Source organism: Nonomuraea sp. CA-218870, from assembly GCF_050936535.1.
Classification (GTDB): domain Bacteria; phylum Actinomycetota; class Actinomycetes; order Streptosporangiales; family Streptosporangiaceae; genus Nonomuraea; species Nonomuraea corallina.
On sequence record NZ_JBNJMN010000001.1, the window covers coordinates 4,371,088 to 4,385,528 of the forward strand.

Annotated in this window: 15 protein-coding genes; 8 read left to right on the forward strand and 7 right to left on the reverse strand. The window is 71.6% G+C overall.

The annotated features are described in order from the left end of the window. Positions 1-9: 9 nt before the first annotated feature. The gene (locus tag ACQEUU_RS21210; protein ID WP_433068405.1) at positions 10-675 is read right to left on the reverse strand and encodes an FMN-dependent NADH-azoreductase; all 666 of its coding nucleotides are present in this window, start codon (positions 673-675) and stop codon (positions 10-12) included. A 96-nt stretch (positions 676-771) separates the two neighbouring features. Between ACQEUU_RS21210 and ACQEUU_RS21215 the strand changes: the two genes are divergently transcribed. Both ACQEUU_RS21215 and ACQEUU_RS21220 read left to right on the forward strand, forming a co-directional pair. Next, positions 772-1,281 (forward strand): MarR family winged helix-turn-helix transcriptional regulator, encoded by a 510-nt coding sequence (locus ACQEUU_RS21215; RefSeq protein WP_433068407.1) that lies wholly within the window; start codon positions 772-774, stop codon positions 1,279-1,281. A gap of 79 nt (positions 1,282-1,360) precedes the next feature. Further along, positions 1,361-1,612 (forward strand): hypothetical protein, encoded by a 252-nt coding sequence (locus ACQEUU_RS21220; protein ID WP_433071923.1) that lies wholly within the window; start codon positions 1,361-1,363, stop codon positions 1,610-1,612. Between the two features lie 27 nt (positions 1,613-1,639). Here ACQEUU_RS21220 and ACQEUU_RS21225 read toward each other — a convergent pair whose 3' ends face one another. Further along, on the reverse strand, positions 1,640-2,797 hold the full coding sequence (locus ACQEUU_RS21225) for a pyridoxal phosphate-dependent aminotransferase (protein ID WP_433068409.1): 1,158 nt from the start codon (positions 2,795-2,797) through the stop codon (positions 1,640-1,642). A gap of 56 nt (positions 2,798-2,853) precedes the next feature. Between ACQEUU_RS21225 and ACQEUU_RS21230 the strand changes: the two genes are divergently transcribed. Further along, entirely contained in the window at positions 2,854-3,399 is a 546-nt protein-coding gene (locus tag ACQEUU_RS21230; RefSeq protein WP_433068411.1) for a helix-turn-helix domain-containing protein, read from the forward strand. A 152-nt stretch (positions 3,400-3,551) separates the two neighbouring features. Here the strand turns inward: ACQEUU_RS21230 and ACQEUU_RS21235 are convergent, their stop codons facing one another. The 4 genes from ACQEUU_RS21235 to ACQEUU_RS21250 form a co-directional block, all read right to left on the reverse strand. Then, a complete protein-coding gene (locus tag ACQEUU_RS21235) occupies positions 3,552-4,505 on the reverse strand; it encodes an NAD(P)-dependent alcohol dehydrogenase (RefSeq protein ID WP_433068412.1) in 954 nt (317 codons plus the stop codon). Next, positions 4,502-4,735: a helix-turn-helix transcriptional regulator gene (locus tag ACQEUU_RS21240; protein WP_408638158.1), complete on the reverse strand. Its 234-nt coding sequence runs from the start codon at positions 4,733-4,735 to the stop codon at positions 4,502-4,504. Before ACQEUU_RS21240 ends, ACQEUU_RS21235 begins: the two co-directional genes overlap by 4 nt. Continuing rightward, complete coding sequence (locus ACQEUU_RS21245; RefSeq protein ID WP_433068415.1) at positions 4,729-5,160, reverse strand: hypothetical protein; 432 nt, start codon at positions 5,158-5,160, stop codon at positions 4,729-4,731. Before ACQEUU_RS21245 ends, ACQEUU_RS21240 begins: the two co-directional genes overlap by 7 nt. A 294-nt stretch (positions 5,161-5,454) precedes the next feature. Further along, on the reverse strand, positions 5,455-6,543 hold the full coding sequence (locus ACQEUU_RS21250; RefSeq protein ID WP_433068417.1) for a MerR family transcriptional regulator: 1,089 nt from the start codon (positions 6,541-6,543) through the stop codon (positions 5,455-5,457). Between the two features lie 442 nt (positions 6,544-6,985). Between ACQEUU_RS21250 and ACQEUU_RS21255 the strand changes: the two genes are divergently transcribed. After that, positions 6,986-8,020 (forward strand): RNA polymerase subunit sigma-70, encoded by a 1,035-nt coding sequence (locus tag ACQEUU_RS21255; RefSeq protein ID WP_433068418.1) that lies wholly within the window; start codon positions 6,986-6,988, stop codon positions 8,018-8,020. Between the two features lie 74 nt (positions 8,021-8,094). On the opposite strand, the gene ACQEUU_RS21260 is transcribed toward ACQEUU_RS21255, so the two are convergent. Next, positions 8,095-8,661, reverse strand: a complete 567-nt coding sequence (locus ACQEUU_RS21260) for a dihydrofolate reductase family protein (protein WP_433068420.1) — start codon at positions 8,659-8,661, stop codon at positions 8,095-8,097. Positions 8,662-8,815: 154 nt separating this feature from the next. Here ACQEUU_RS21260 and ACQEUU_RS21265 point away from each other — a divergent pair, with 154 nt between their 5' ends. From ACQEUU_RS21265 to ACQEUU_RS21280, 4 genes are all read left to right on the forward strand, one after another. After that, positions 8,816-9,550 carry an SDR family oxidoreductase gene (locus tag ACQEUU_RS21265; protein ID WP_433068422.1) on the forward strand — a complete coding sequence of 245 codons (735 nt, stop codon included), beginning with the start codon at positions 8,816-8,818 and terminating at the stop codon, positions 9,548-9,550. Further along, entirely contained in the window at positions 9,547-10,665 is a 1,119-nt protein-coding gene (locus ACQEUU_RS21270; protein WP_433068423.1) for a PQQ-dependent sugar dehydrogenase, read from the forward strand. The genes ACQEUU_RS21265 and ACQEUU_RS21270 overlap by 4 nt, the downstream gene beginning before the upstream one ends. Before the next feature lie 86 nt (positions 10,666-10,751). Beyond that, positions 10,752-13,442: an ATP-binding protein gene (locus ACQEUU_RS21275; protein WP_433068425.1), complete on the forward strand. Its 2,691-nt coding sequence runs from the start codon at positions 10,752-10,754 to the stop codon at positions 13,440-13,442. 3 nt (positions 13,443-13,445) lie between these two features. Next, positions 13,446-14,324 (forward strand): alpha/beta fold hydrolase, encoded by an 879-nt coding sequence (locus ACQEUU_RS21280; protein WP_433068427.1) that lies wholly within the window; start codon positions 13,446-13,448, stop codon positions 14,322-14,324. The last annotated feature ends 117 nt before the right edge of the window (positions 14,325-14,441 follow it).

Sequence of the window (14,441 nt, forward strand, 5' to 3'; positions counted from 1 at the left end):
GAATGGTGGTCAGGACGGCGTCTCGGCGCGCACCCGGGTCGCCAGGCTGCGCACCGCGTCGAGCGCCGCGGCGTGGGAGGCCTCGTGCTGGTCGCGGAACTGCGCGAGGAAGGGCATGACCGTGGCGTGGGTGAGCTCGGCATGGACGAACTCCACGTCGTCCAATCCGAGCACGGAGAAGTAGGCGCGCAGGTAGGGCTCCTGGAAGTCGAACTGCTCGCGGGGCGTGCCCGGCCCGTAGCCCCCACCGCGCGCGCTCAGCACCACGGCCGACTTTCCCTTGAGCGGCAGCCAGGGCAGGGTCACGCGGTCGATCCATGCCTTGAGCGCGGCGGGCACCGTGAAGTTGTACATCGGCACGCCCAGGAGCAGGACGTCCGCCGCGAGAAGCTGTTCCACCAACGGGCGGGTGGCCGCCCAGCTTCTGATCAGTCCGGGGGCGCCGGCGGCCACCTGGTCCATGGTCTCGATGTCGCGGACCCCGTTCACGGACGACTGGGTGGCGAGGCTGACCCGGTCCTCGTCGATGGGCGGCACCGGATCCGCCACCAGGTCCCGGTAGGTATAGACGCCGTCCGGGTGGGCGGCCCGCCAGTCGGCCACGAAGGTCTCGCCGAGTCTGCGGGAGAACGACTCGCCGCGTCCGCTGGCGTCCAGATGCAGAAGATGCGTCACAAGATTGCCCCACACTCAAGATGGTCTGGAATCACAATCAATATAGAGCAAGATAGTTGTAAATCAAGAATATCTTGTCCTGGTATCATGACCGGCATGGCCAACGCTTCCGCATCCGAGGGACCGTCCGGCAGCGGGCTGCATCAGGACCTGCACTGGCTGTTCGCGCGGCTGAAGCAAGGCCTGGCCACCGCCGAGACCGCCGCGGTGCGCCGGCACGGCATGACCTTGTGGGGCTACACGGTGCTGGTGGCCGTCGTCGAAGCCCCCGCCCGCACTCAGCTCGCTCTCGCCCAGGCTGTATCGGTAGACAAGAGCAAGCTGGTCCTCATCCTCGACGAACTGGAAGACGCCGGCCTGGTGCGCCGCCGCCCCGACCCCGCCGACCGCAGGGCCCGCATCATCGAGGCCACCCCCGAAGGTGACCGCGCCCTCAAAGCCGCCCGCGCCGACATCGAGACGATAGAGAACCAGCTCTTGGCCGACCTCGCCCCCTCAGCGCGGACCGCACTGCGGAGCGCGCTACGACATCTGGTCGGCGAGCCCATCGCAACAGTCGAGGACGGACGGTCACCCGAAACCGCCTGCGCACCCGACCCGGCCTGACCGCTCTGAGGTCACGGCGCCTTCTGATCAGCGCCTCGACCGACAGACCTGCGCACTCGAAGCCGCCGGCTGCATCCGCATCTTCGCCGACAAGCTGAGCGGCAAGAACACCGACCGCGAAGTGCTCGCCAAGGCCCTGGACTACCTACGGCCCGGCGACACCCTCGTCTCCCTGAAGGAAACCCTCGACACCCCCCGGCGGCCGCGAAGGCTCGTGGCGTGCGACTCGGCCGCCCACCCGCGATGCCCCCCGGGCAGGTCCGACACACCCGTGCCTTGCTCACCCAGTCCGGCACCACGGTCCATCCCGGCTCACCACCTGATCCGCTAAATGATCAGCAGGGGCGTTGGCCTGTCATCAGAGGGCCAGGCGGAAGCGATCGCTGAGGCTGGTGAGGCGTTCGACGGGTTCGTTGGCGAAGACCATCCGCAGATAGTGCCGCCCGCTCGGGCCCCAGCCGTCCATGGGGGTGGCCGCGACCTTCGCCCGGTCGAACAGGCGCCGGGACAGGTCGGAGGCGGTCAGTTCCAGGGGTCTGGTGTCGAGGAGAAGTGACCAGCCGCCGTGCGGCCGGATGACCGGGTAGGCGGCAAGCTGGTCCAGAACCGTCTCGCAGCGCCGCTGCCATTCGGCGGTGGCGGCGGCGACGTCGGCCTCGGCGTCGGGGGCGTCCAGCGCGGCGGCCACGGCCTGCTGGCCCAGGCCGACCTGGCAGACGACGTTGGTCAGACCGACGAGGCGGATGTCGGCCATGATGGGGGCAGGCCCGACGACCCAGCCGACGCGCCAGCCGATGAGCCGCAGCTCCTTGGAGGCCGAGCCGACAGTGATGGTGCGCCGGGCCAGTCCCTCGTGGGCGGCCGGATGACTGGGAGGGCGGCCGTCGAAGCGGATGCGTTCCATGGCCGCGTCGTAGATCAACCAGGCGTCGTGGCGTTCGCAGGCGTCGGCGAGGGCGGACCAGTGGCGCTCGTCCAGGACGAGGCCGGTCGGCATCGCCGGTCCCATCATCAGAACCGCTGCCGTGCCGGGTCCGACGGCCTTGGCGAGTCGTTCGGGGTCGATGGTCCAGCCGCCCGCGGTGGGCTGTGCGGGGACGAAGCGGGGGATGCCGCCCGCGAGCCGGACTCGGTTGACCAGGCCGGCGTAGATGGGATCGCACAGCACGACCTCCTGCCCGTTCTCCACGGTCGCGAGCAGCGTGTTGAGGATGCCGTTGAGCCCGCCGGCCACGCTGACGCACTGGATGTCGGCGTCGTACGCGTGCCCGGAGACGCGGCCGACATGCGCTGCGGCGGCCGCGCGAAGTGAGCGGTGCCCCTGGAACGGCAGGTAGCTGTTGGCCGAGTCGGCGTCGACGGCGGCATGGGTGGCGGCGAGCGCGACGGCGGGCGGACGCAGGTCGGTGTCGAGATTCTCCAGCCGCAGGAAATCCGGATCGCCTGCGGCGTCGGCCGCGTCACCAACGGCATCCACACCGATGCCCGGGATGTCGCGTAGCCGCGTCACTGTCATGTCGCCTCCGCCGTCGAACCTTTTGCTGGTACGGGCATATCACTATGCTGATACGCATGGATCTTGCGCAAGTGGTGGGGCAGAACGTGCACCGGCTCCGTACGGCGGCCGGGATATCGCTGGCCGACCTGGCGTCAGCCAGCGGCATCAGCAAGACCACGTTGCACGGCATCGAGCAGGGCCAGGGCAACCCGACCCTGAGCACCCTGTGGGCCCTGGCCACCGCGCTGAAGGCGTCCCTGGGCGAGCTGCTGGAAACGGCTGCCCCGACGGTCGAGGTGGTACGCGTCGGTGACAGCCGGCCGAGGATCGAGGGCGACGCGGTGAGCGCGCGACTCCTTCACCGCATCAGGCTGCGCGGCACCGTGGAGGTCTACGACATCGCCATCGGCCAGAACCCCCAGCACTCCGACGCCCACCTGCCCGGCGTCGAAGAGTGCCTCGTGCTCACCAGTGGACGGGTCACCATCGGACCCGCCGACTCCCTCACCGACCTGGCCGAAGGCGACTCCATCCGGTTCGATGCCGCCCGCCCGCACCAGTACCAGGGTCACGCCGCCCACAACCGGGCCGTCCTGCTCATGGTGCACCCCGACAGCTGAGGAGTCCGCGTACCTGATCAGCTCCATCGACGGAACCGCGACCGGGGACGAAGACCTGCCGGCCATGAGGTTCAGGCGTGAACGAGTCGCCGAGAGCAGGGTCCGGGGCTGGTAGAGCGGCCTTCCACATCGCTCACGGTGCCCATCTCGGCTCAGTCGAGCGTGATGACGAGCTTGCCGGGCGCGTCGCCCGCCGCCAGGTCACGCACCGCGGCGGCGGCCTGCGCCAGCGGGTACGTGCGCCCGACGGCCGGTCGCACGGCTCCGGACTCGATGAGGTCGCGCAGCGCGTCCAGGTCGGCGGTCCGGGTCAGCGAGATCGGCGCGTCCAGGCGCTGGCGCGTGAACGGGGCCCTCAGCCGGACGGTCAGCATCCGGCTGAGCCCGCCGAACCACCGGCCGCCGCCCTCACCGCCGACGAGGACCAGCCGGCCGCGCTCGGCGAGGAGTCCGCGCAGCTGGGCCATCGGCCGCAGGCCCGCGATGTCGACGATCAGGTCGTACGTCCCGGTGAGCGGCTCACGCGTGTAGTCGATGACGGCCTTGGCGCCCAGCGACCGGACGAGGTCGGCCTTGGCCGTGCTGCACACGGCGGTGACGTGGGCGCCGCCGGCGGCCGCGAGCTGCGTCGCGAAGCTGCCCACTCCGCCGCCGGCGCCGATGATCAGCGCCTTTTCGCCTTCGGTGACCTGGCCGACGGCCTGTAACGCGGTCACCCCTGACACGGGGACGGCCGCCGCTTCGGTGAAGCTCAGGTTGGCGGGCTTGCGGGCGAGCTTGCTGGGGCGGGCGAGCGCGAACTGCGCGTACGTGCCGGTCCCCGCGCCGTACACCTCGTCGCCGGGCCGGAACGCGGTCACCTTGGCCCCCACGGACTCCACGACTCCGGCCACGTCCATGCCGGGCACGCGGTTGCGCGGCCGGCGCAGGCCGAAGCCGAGGCGGCCGATGAGCGGCAGCCCGGTCATGAGGTGCCACACGCCGTAGTCGACGCCGGCCGCGCGCACCCGGATCAGCACGTCGCCGGCCCCGGGCGCCGGGATCGGGACCTCGCCGAGGTGCATCGTGTGCGGCGGGCCGTACTCGTCCTGGACGATCGCCTTCATGATGGGTCTCCTTCTGTGTCGGGGTACTGGAAGACGTCGTCGAGTCCGACGCCGAACACCCGGGCGATGCGGAACGCCATCTCCAGCGAGGGGGAGTAGCGCCCTTGTTCGATCGCGATGATGGTCTGGCGGGTGACGCCGACCCGGTCGGCCAGCTCGGCCTGGGTCATCTCGCCGTGCGCGAACCGCAGGGCCCGGATCGTGTTGGTGACCCGCGTCGGCTTCACCACGTCTGGAAGCCGCCCTTCCGGTAGGCCATGATCTTGGCGACCGAGCTGAGCACCGAGGACAGCACGAACGCCAGGTAGACGGCGTTGGCGATCCAGAAGTGGCGCAGTTCGGCGACGGCCATGATCAACGCGGCGAGCCCGCCGATGACGACGAACGACTGTCCGATGCGCTCGCTTACCTGGTTGATCTCACGGTCGCGCTCGTCGGTGCGGTCGGCGCCGTGGCCGCCCGTGATGGCCATCGCGATGTTGGCCACGATCGCCGCGACGATGGCGCCGCCGATGGTCCACAGCAGGACTCCCGCGTAGGCGACGTCGGCGAGCGGGCCGCCGCCCGCCCTGCTCAGGACGGTCGTCACGTAGATCGCGTACGCGACCACGGTGACCACGATCATCACCCAGGCGCGCTTCTCCTCGAAGGCCATGCCCGCTCCTCATGTAAAACAAAGCCGACATTGCCCAAAGTAAAGCTTGGCGGACATGATGTCAAAGAAAATTAACACGCCAGAGCGGCGAGACCGTGAAGGGACCATCTCCGAGCGCGAACTGCGCGGCGTACTCGCCAAGCCTGGCGGAGATGAACTGGGCGCCGGAGATGAGCGACAACGCCGAAGGTCGAGCTGGCCGGGATGCTGCCATGGCGTCCGGCGGCCGCGGAGATGGCTCTGATGTGCTCGCCGCTTCCCAGCACCGGGTCAAGGATCGCGTCCGGCGTCCATTCAAGATATGAGCAGGCGGAGGCCTAGATCTGCCGCATCGAGGTCCGCGAGGTCGCTGTTGCGCTCGGCCCACCGGCCGGAGTCGAGGTCGTCGCTGAGGCTTCGCACCGCCCGCTGCTCGGCCTCAGGCCCGACCCTCGTCCACACCGACATCGCACGGCGCACGTGATCCTCCAGATACGCCGCCGGTCGGCGCCAGTATGCCTCGAACAGGCCATCAGCGCAGTCCCACGGGATGGGCACCGGCTCAGCGCGGGCGCCGATCGCGTCGAGCATCCCAGCAAGCGAGGGAAATCCTGCGAGGACGGCGGCGAACTCGGGCAAATAGTCGCGGGTAAGCCAGAACCGGTCCTGCCATCCAGGTTCGTCGGTGTCGAACGTGAGCACCACCACGCGTCGGGCCACGCGCCGCATCTCGCGCAGCCCCGCTATCGGGTCCTCCCAGTGGTGAACGGTGGAGACGGCCATCGCGACGTCGAAAGAGCGGTCCTCGAACGGCAGGCTCTCCGCGGCGGCGGCCACGCACGGCGCCGAGCCGGCAGGCCGCTGTTCCCGCATGACCGCCGATGGCTCCACCGCGGTCACGTCGCGATCAGCAGGCTCGTAGGAGCCGGTGCCGGCCCCGACGTTCAGCACCGTCTGCGCGTCCCCGAGCGCGTCCCAGATCTGGGCGGCGATCCGAGGCTCGGTACGCCGTGTCGCGGTGTAGGCGCCGCCGATCGCCTCGTACAGCCGTGCACCGAGCATCTCCAATTGCTCCTCCGGCGTCACCTTCAGCCCTTTCGCCCGTGCCTCAAGTTCCCTGTCGATGGCCGCCAACATGGCGTCAGTGCGATCACGCCGCTCCAGTACCAGGCCGCGCAGCCGGCGCAGGTGCGCGACCGCGTCGGTGGAAGGGTCGCCGACCAGTTCCGCGGCCTCCCGCAGCCCGAAGCCCAGTCGCCGGTAGGCCAGCACCTCCCTGAGCCGCTCCACGTCGCCCGCCGAGTAGGCCCGGTACCCGGCCGCGGTCCGCGCCGACGGACGCACGAGCCCGATCTCGTCATAGTGATGTAGCGTGCGGACGCTCACGCCGGCCAGTTCGGCCACGCGTCCCACGGTCCAGTGATCCTCCACGGGCACCGACTATGCCGCCTGACGTCACGTGAGGGTCAAGAGCTGCACCGGCTCGGCCGCATCCAACACGCACCACAGGCTCGTGGCGCTGTTTTCAAGATTTGTGCCGTCAAGGAGCCAGGCCGACACGCAAGGCCAGTCGTTCGGCGCACGTCCTTGGCCACACGCTCGGCAAGACCGACCTGGTCCTGGTCGCCGAGATCCTGGGCCACGCCCGCCTGGAGACCACCCGCCGATACAGCTTGCCCTCCGACGAGGACAAAGGAAGACGCCCTCAAATTGATCACAGTACGGCGCCGTACGGACGATCACAGGACGCCCTTCAAGCGCCGGCCCGCGGTGCCACCGATCAGTGATCCTCCGCCGCGTCGTCAGTTCTGTTAGCTCTCCCGTACCGGTGGAAGGATGGATGACCATGACCGACGCCAGACCTCCGGGCGCCGACGAGGCCGCGTTCATCGCGGCGGTCCGCTCAGGCGACGCGGCGCGGTTCGCGCTCATCACGGAGCGCCACCGGCGTGAGCTGCAGGTGCACTGTTACCGGATGCTCGCGAACTACGAGGACGCGCAGGACCTGACGCAGGAGACGTTCCTGCGGGCGTGGCACAAGCGGGAGTCGTTCAGGGGCGACGCGACCCTGCGGACCTGGCTGTACCGGATCGCGACGAACGCCTGCCTGGACTTCCTGGACAAGCGCAACGATCGCACCCCTGTGCCGTTCGAGCTGCCGGACCCCGGCTCCGAGGTGCCGCACCTGCAGCCGTACCCCGACCGGATGCTCCCCGAGGACCCGCAGGAATCGGCGGTGGCGCGGGAGACGATCGAGCTGGCGTTCATCGTCGCCGTCCAGCACCTGCCGCCGCGGCAGCGGGCGGTGTTCATTCTGCGCGACGTTCTCGGCTGGCCGGCGTCGCAGGCCGCCGACGCGCTCGGGCTGACCGTCGCGTCGGTGACCAGCGCGCTGCAGCGGGCCCGGGTGACGATGCGCCGGCGACTGCCCGGCCGCCGCCTCGACTGGCGCAGTCCCGCCACCCACGAGCTGTCGGATGACGAGCGCGGCGTGGTGAAGTCGTACATCGACGCCCATGAACGCAACGACCTCGACGGGCTGATGTCCTTGCTACGCGACGACCTGCGGTTCGCGATGATGCCCGATCCGGGCACCTTGGTCATGACGGCCGAGGAAGCGGTGGACGGCTGGGTGTCCGGCGGGCTCTTCCAGAGCGGCCACGACGACTGGCGCTGCGTCACCACGACGCTCAACCGCATGCCCGCCGCCGTGCTGTACCTCCGCGCCCCCGACGACCCGGAGTACCGGTTGTTCGCCGTCGCGGTCCTGCACGTCGTCGACGGGAAGATCGCCGAGCTCACCGGGTTCGACGCGACCGGCAGGCCCTGGCTGGGCCTGCCGCCGACGCTGTCCGTCGTCGCCGATGTCACCGCGGAATGAGCACCCCGGCCGGCGAGGGCCGAGGGTCGCGGTGAGCACGCCAGGAGGGATGTCGACCCGGCCTCACGCCGTGCTCATCGCCTCGTCTCGTAGCGGGTCAGCACCACGCCGCCGGGAAACGTCCGCGTCTCCACCAGGTTCAGGTTCACCCAGTTGTCCAGCGTCGTGAAGAACGGCGTGCCGCCGCCCGCCAGGACCGGGTAGGTGACCAGGGCGTACTCGTCGATCAGCCCGGCCCGCATGGCCGCCCCGGCGAGCGTCGCGCCGCCGATGGCCATCGGGCCGCCGTCCTCGGCCTTGAGCCGGGTGATCTCGGCGACCGCGTCGCCGGTGACCAGGCGGGTGTTCCAGTCGACCTTGTCGATCGTCGAGGAGAACACCACCTTCGGCGTGTCCCGCCAGTTGCGCGCGAACTCGATCCGCGCCGGGGTGGCGTCGGGCTGCTGCTCGCCGGTCGGCCAGTAGGAGCTCATCGTCTCCCACAGCTTGCGCCCGTACAGCAGCAGCTCGTTCGCCCGCTCCCGCTCGAGCCACCACTGGAACAGCTCGTCGCTCGACGGCCCGCTCCAGCCGATGTCGTCGCCGGCCGCGGCGATGTAGCCGTCCAGGGCCACGTTCATGGCGAAGATCAGTTTCCGCATCGTGTCAACCTCCGTGAGTCAGTCTCACCTGTACAGACGGCCACGACGCGGAAACCTGATCGATGCGTCCTCCCGCTATCGCTAACAGATTTGTGATAGCGTCGATAAATCGTCGCTAACATATAGCCGTTAGCGCGTGAAGCTAGGGGGAGTCATGAGCACCACATCGCGCGTCGCCATCGTCACCGGGGGGTCGAGGGGAATCGGCCGCGCCGTCGCCTCCCGGCTCGCCGGCGCGGGACAGGACGTCGCCGTCGTGTACGCGTCCAACACCGAGGAGGCGGACCGGGCCGTCGCCGAGATCGAGGCGGCCGGAGCCCGCGGGATCGCGCTGCGGGCCGATGTGGCCGAGGAGACCGAGGTCGCCGCCGCGTTCGACGCCGTCGAGCAGCGGCTCGGCCCCGTGGACGTCGTGGTCAACGCGGCCGGCGTGATGGCGCTGCGACCCGTACGCGAGCTGGACCTGGCCGAGCTGGACCGGCAGTTGCGCGTCAACGTGCGGGGCACGTTCGTCATGGCCAGGGAGGCCGCGCGCCGGGTCCGGCCAGGGGGCGCCATCGTCGCCTTCTCCACCAGCGTCACCCGCCTGCACCACCCGGCCTACGGCGCGTACGCCGCGAGCAAGGGGGCGGTGGAGGCCCTCGTCCCGATCCTCGCCAAGGAACTGGGCGAGCGTGACATCACGGTCAACGCGGTGGCGCCGGGCCCGACGGCCACAGACCTGTTCCTCGACGGCAAGCCACAGCAGGTCATCGACCGGATCGCCGGTCTGAGCCCGATGAACCGGCTCGGCACCCCGCAGGACATCGCCGAGGTCGTCGCCTTCCTGGCCGGCCCCGGCCGCTGGGTCAACGGCCAGACCGTCTTCGTCAACGGCGCGGCCGCATGACCCGAACGATCAGCTCCCGCGCCCGCCGCCTCGGCGCCGCCGCCGCCCTCTGCCTCCTGGTCTCGCTGCCGGGATGCGCGGCGCCGGAGCCCTCCGCGTCACAGAACCTCACGCGCGGCCTGGTCCCCGGAGAGGTCACCGAGATCGCCCGCGACCTGGCCATGCCGTGGGGCCTGACGTTCCTCCCCGACGGCTCGGCCCTGGTGTCCGAGCGGTCGTCGGCCCGCGTCCTGCGCATCCGGCAGGGCGGCGACCCCGAGCCGATCGGCACGGTTCCCCGCGTCGAGGCGAGCGCGGAAGGCGGCCTGCTCGGGCTGGCCGCCTCACCGTCCTTCGCGCAGGACCGCACCGTCTACGCGTACGTGTCGTCCTCGCCCACCAACCGCGTCGTGGCGCTGCGTCTCGCCCCTGATCTGCGCTCCCTGCGCCAGGACCGGGTGGTCCTGGACGGCATCGAAACCGCCGACCGCCATCACGGCGGGCGGCTGCGCTTCGGACCGGACGGCAACCTCTGGATCGGCACCGGTGACGCCTTCTCGCCCGAGAACGCGGCCGACGACAGGTCACTGAACGGCAAGATCCTGCGGATCCGCCCCGACGGGTCCGTACCGCCGGACAACCCCTCCGGGACCGTCGTCTACTCCAGCGGCCACCGCAACGTGCAGGGCATCGCGTTCGGCCCCGACGGCACCGCGTACGCCTCCGAGCTCGGCCATCGCACCTGGGACGAGCTGAACGTCCTGCGCCCTGGACGCGACTACGGATGGCCCGAGTCCGAAGGCCGCGACGGCGGGCACGGCGAACGCCCCGTCTTCACCCTTCATCCCGACGACGCCTCCCCGTCCGGCATCGCCGTCACGGGCGGGGCCGTCTGGATGGGTGCGCTCGGCGGGCAGCGGCTCTGGCGCCTGCCCGTCGACGGCCCCCGGGCGGACGGCGACCCCGTCGCCTACTTCTTCGAACGCTACGGACGGATCCGCACGGTCGAGCCGGCGCCCGACGGCTCGCTGTGGATCACGACCTCCAACACCGACGGTGCGACCTGGGGAGGCACCCCGGCCCGCGCCGGCGACGATCGGATCCTGCGCGTCGCCCTCGTCCACCCCGCGCCCTGACCCGCCGCGGCCCGGCGGCCTCGGCGAGCCAGGCACGGCTCGCACGGGCGAGCGGCGTCCGGCGGGCGGCCTGCGCGGCCACGGCGATGACCCCTTTACAGTGGATTTCTGTGCTTTACGGCAGATATGCGGAAATCAGTGCGCTCGACGAGGTGATCGCACAGGCTCGCCATGGCCGCGGCGGGGCGGTGGTGCTCCGGGGTGAGGCCGGCGCGGGCAAGACCGCCCTGCTCGACGCGGCGACCGCGCGGGGCGGGGCGATGCGGGTGCTGCGGACCGGCGGCGTCGAGTCCGAGTCGGACCTGGCGTTCGCGGCGCTGCACCAGCTGCTGCGGCCGGTGGCCGGATCGCTCGACGCGCTGCCCGGCCCGCAGCGCGACGCCGTGCGAGCGGCCCTCGGGCAGGCTGCCGGCGGAACGGGCGACCGCTTCCTGCTGGGCGCCGGCGTACTGTCGCTGCTGGCCGAGGCCGCCGACCCGGAGGGCCTGATCTGCGTGGTCGACGACTTCCAATGGGCCGACCGGGCCTCGGCCGACGCGCTGCTGTTCGCCGCCAGGCGGCTGGGCACCGAACGGATCGCGATGTTGCTCGCCGTCCGCGGCGACGCTCCCGTCAAGGGCGTGCCGTCGACGGTCGAGGTGCCCGGCCTGCCCGAGAACGCCGCGGCCGAGCTGCTGGAGTCCCGGCACGGGCCGCTGTCCGCCCTGGTGAGACGGGAACTCATCACGCTGACCGGGGCGAACCCCCTGGCCCTGGACGAGATCGCCGCCCGGCTGACGCCCGCGCAGCTCGCCGGCCGCGAGCCGCTGCCCGACCCGCTGCCCGGCGGCGCCCGGCTTTTCGGTGACCGGGTGACCGCGCTGTCGGCCCCCGCCCGGCTGGTCGCCCTGCTCGCCGCCGTCGAGACCGACCTCGCGGTGGTCCTGCGTGCCGCCGAGCGGCTGACGCCCGGGTCGGTGGCGGCGGCCTTCGCCGAACTGGAGGAGAGCGGGCTGGCCGAGGTGTCGGGCACCGGCGTGCGTTTCTGTCACCCGCTCATGCGATCCGCGATCCATGAGGCGGCCGCCCCCGCCGAGGTCCGCCACGCGCACGCCGTCCTGGCGGAGCTGACGGCGGGCGACCGGAGGGCCTGGCACCTGGCCGGAGCCGCCCTGGGCCGGGCCGAGCCGGTCGCCGCCGCTCTGACGGAGGCTGCCGGGCGGGCTCGTGACCGTGGCGGGTACGGCGCCGCCGCCGTCGCCCTCACCAGGGCCGCCGAGCTGACCCCCGAGCCGGGCGCCCGCGCCGTCCGGCTGAAGGACGCCGCCGTGGCGGCCTGGCTCGGTGGCCGGCCGGGACAGGCGGAATCGCTGCTGGCCGAGGCACGCGAAGGGGCCGGCGGGGACGTCACGCTCGCGATGGAGCTCGCCCAGCTCCGGGGCCGGTTCGAGCTGAACTCGGGCAACGCCGCCGAGGCCGTGCGGATCCTGGCGGCGGGCGACAGCCTGGACATGCTGGCCGACGCTATGGAGGCGGCCTCGTATGTCGGCGACACGGCGGCCATGGTCGGGCTCGGCCGGAGGGCGGCCGCGCACCCCGAAGGATTCCTGCGGGACACGGTCGCCGGGATCGGTCTGACTCTGGACGGCGACGCCACCGGTCCCGGCCTGCTGCGGCGGGCACTGGCGCGGGTCGACGAGCTGGGGGACGCGGCGGGCTACCTGTGGGCCACGTCCGCGGCCAGCACGCTGGGTGAGTGGGACCTGGCCACCGAGCTGGCCACCCGGGCCGGTCACGTGGCCAGGGTGTCGGGGATGACCGGGCAGTTGCCCGTCGTGCTGGAGTTCGTGGCGACCGCCGACCGCCTCGCCGGGCGGCTCGCGCACAGCCAGGCCGTCTCGGAGGAGGGTCTGGCAGTGGCGCGGGAGGCCGGGTACGAGAACACGGTGGCCGCGCACCTGGCCAACCTCGCGGTGCTGGCGGCCCTGCGTGGCGAGGAGGAGCCCTGCGAACGGCTGGCCCGGGAGGCGCTGGCCATCGCCCTGCCGCACCGGGTGGGACTGCGCGCGGGGGTCGCCGCGTACGCGCTGGCGATGCTGGAGCTGTGCCTGGGCCGCTACGTGCCGGCGCACGACCGTTTCCAGGCGATCGCGGTGGCGGGGCCGGGCGCTGGGCATCCGAACGTGGCGTGGCGGGCGATGCCGGATCGGATCGAGGCAGCGGTGGGCGCGGGCGACGAGGCCGGCGCGCGGGCGGCGCTTTCGGTCTACGAGCAGTCGGCCGAGCACGCCGCGACGCCCGAGTCGCGCGCGCTGCTGGCCCGCTGCCGGGGCCTGACCGAATCGGCTGAGGAGGCTTTCGGCGAGGCGCTGCGGCTGCACACCAATCCGTTCGAGGCCGCCAGGACCGCCATGCTGCTGGGTGAGCGCCTGCGCCGCGCGCAGCGGCCGGGTCAGGCGCGAGCGCATCTGCGGATGGCGTGGGAGACCTTCGAACGGGCCGGCGCCCGGCCGTGGGCGCGGCGCGCGCAGGAGGAACTGCGGGCGGCGGGCGAGAGCGGCGGCGCCCCGCCCCCCAGCGTGCTCGACGCGCTGACCCCGCAGGAACTGCGCATCGCCGGCCTGGTCGCGGACGGGCTGTCAAGCAAGCAGATCGCCGCGCAGCTCTTCCTGAGCCCTCGCACGGTCGAGTACCACCTGTACAAGATTTATCCGAAGCTGAGCATCGGCACCCGTACGGAGCTGGCGCGGCTGGTAGTTCTACAGAAGGCGCCCGTAGCCCGGGACGGCATGCTCTGAGTCATGCATGACGTAACCATCTGGAGCGAAGAGTTCGGCGCTGAGACGGACACGCCGATCCTGTTGATCATGGGCTCGATGTCGCAGGGCATCCTGTGGCCGGACGAGCTCGTCGGCCGGCTGACCGCCGGAGGCCGCAGGGTGATCCGGTACGACCACCGCGACACCGGCAGGTCCGGCACCGTCGACTTCGCGGCCGAGCCGTACACGTGGGACGACATCAAGAACGACGTCTACCGCGTGATGGAGGCCCACGGACTGGACAGCGCCCACCTGGTGGGCCACTCGGCGGGCGGGCTGCTCGGCCAGCTCATCGCCGTGGAGGCGCCGGAGCGGGTGCGGTCGCTGACCGTCATCGCCTCCTCGCCGCTCGGCGGCGGCGAGGGCGAGGTGCTCCTGCGGGCACTGACGGGGCAGCCGCAGCCCGAGGGGAGCCTGCCGGAGCCGAAGCCGGAGTTCGTGGAGTTCTTCCGTACGCTGATGACCGCCCCGCCCGCCCAGGACCGCCGCGCGCTGATCGACGGCATGATCGCCGAGCAGCGCGTGCTGCACGGCACCGGGCTGCCGTTCGACGAGGACGCGGCCCGCCGGCTGCAGGAACGCGTCTACGACCGGGCCCGCGACCTGTCGACGGCGGCCAACCACCGGCTGGCCGCGGCGGCCGGCCCCGACTTCGAGCCGGTGGGGGTACTGCACCGGGTGAAGGCGCCCACGCTGGTCATCGAGGGCAGCCACGAGCCGGTCAAACCGGGTCACGGTGCGATCATCGCCGAACAGATCCCGGGAGCGCGGCTGATGATCGTGGCGGGCATGGGGCACACGCTGCCGCCGGAGACCCACCAGGAGTTGGCCGACGCGATCCTCACCCACACAGCCGAGTGAGGAAGTCCGTCGCAAGATCCCTGCCTCCGCCTGCCCGGTGGCCTGCCGAGCGTCTCAGGCCCTGCTGACCGCCCGGCGCCGGAGGGGACGACCCGCGGCGCTCACGTACCCGAGCCC

Bases quoted from the DNA above. Each gene is read 5' to 3' on its own strand.
- ACQEUU_RS21280 (WP_433068427.1), top strand. From the start codon at position 13,446: ATGCATGACGTAACCATCTGGAGCGAAGAGTTCGGCGCTGAGACGGAC.
- ACQEUU_RS21265 (WP_433068422.1), top strand. From the start codon at position 8,816: ATGAGCACCACATCGCGCGTCGCCATCGTCACCGGGGGGTCGAGGGGA.
- ACQEUU_RS21225 (WP_433068409.1), bottom strand. From the start codon at position 2,797: ATGACAGTGACGCGGCTACGCGACATCCCGGGCATCGGTGTGGATGCC.
- ACQEUU_RS21255 (WP_433068418.1), top strand. From the start codon at position 6,986: ATGACCGACGCCAGACCTCCGGGCGCCGACGAGGCCGCGTTCATCGCG.
- ACQEUU_RS21230 (WP_433068411.1), top strand. From the start codon at position 2,854: ATGGATCTTGCGCAAGTGGTGGGGCAGAACGTGCACCGGCTCCGTACG.
- ACQEUU_RS21275 (WP_433068425.1), top strand. From the start codon at position 10,752: ATGACCCCTTTACAGTGGATTTCTGTGCTTTACGGCAGATATGCGGAA.
- ACQEUU_RS21245 (WP_433068415.1), bottom strand. From the start codon at position 5,160: ATGGCCTTCGAGGAGAAGCGCGCCTGGGTGATGATCGTGGTCACCGTG.
- ACQEUU_RS21215 (WP_433068407.1), top strand. From the start codon at position 772: ATGGCCAACGCTTCCGCATCCGAGGGACCGTCCGGCAGCGGGCTGCAT.
- ACQEUU_RS21235 (WP_433068412.1), bottom strand. From the start codon at position 4,505: ATGAAGGCGATCGTCCAGGACGAGTACGGCCCGCCGCACACGATGCAC.
- ACQEUU_RS21270 (WP_433068423.1), top strand. From the start codon at position 9,547: ATGACCCGAACGATCAGCTCCCGCGCCCGCCGCCTCGGCGCCGCCGCC.
- ACQEUU_RS21260 (WP_433068420.1), bottom strand. From the start codon at position 8,661: ATGCGGAAACTGATCTTCGCCATGAACGTGGCCCTGGACGGCTACATC.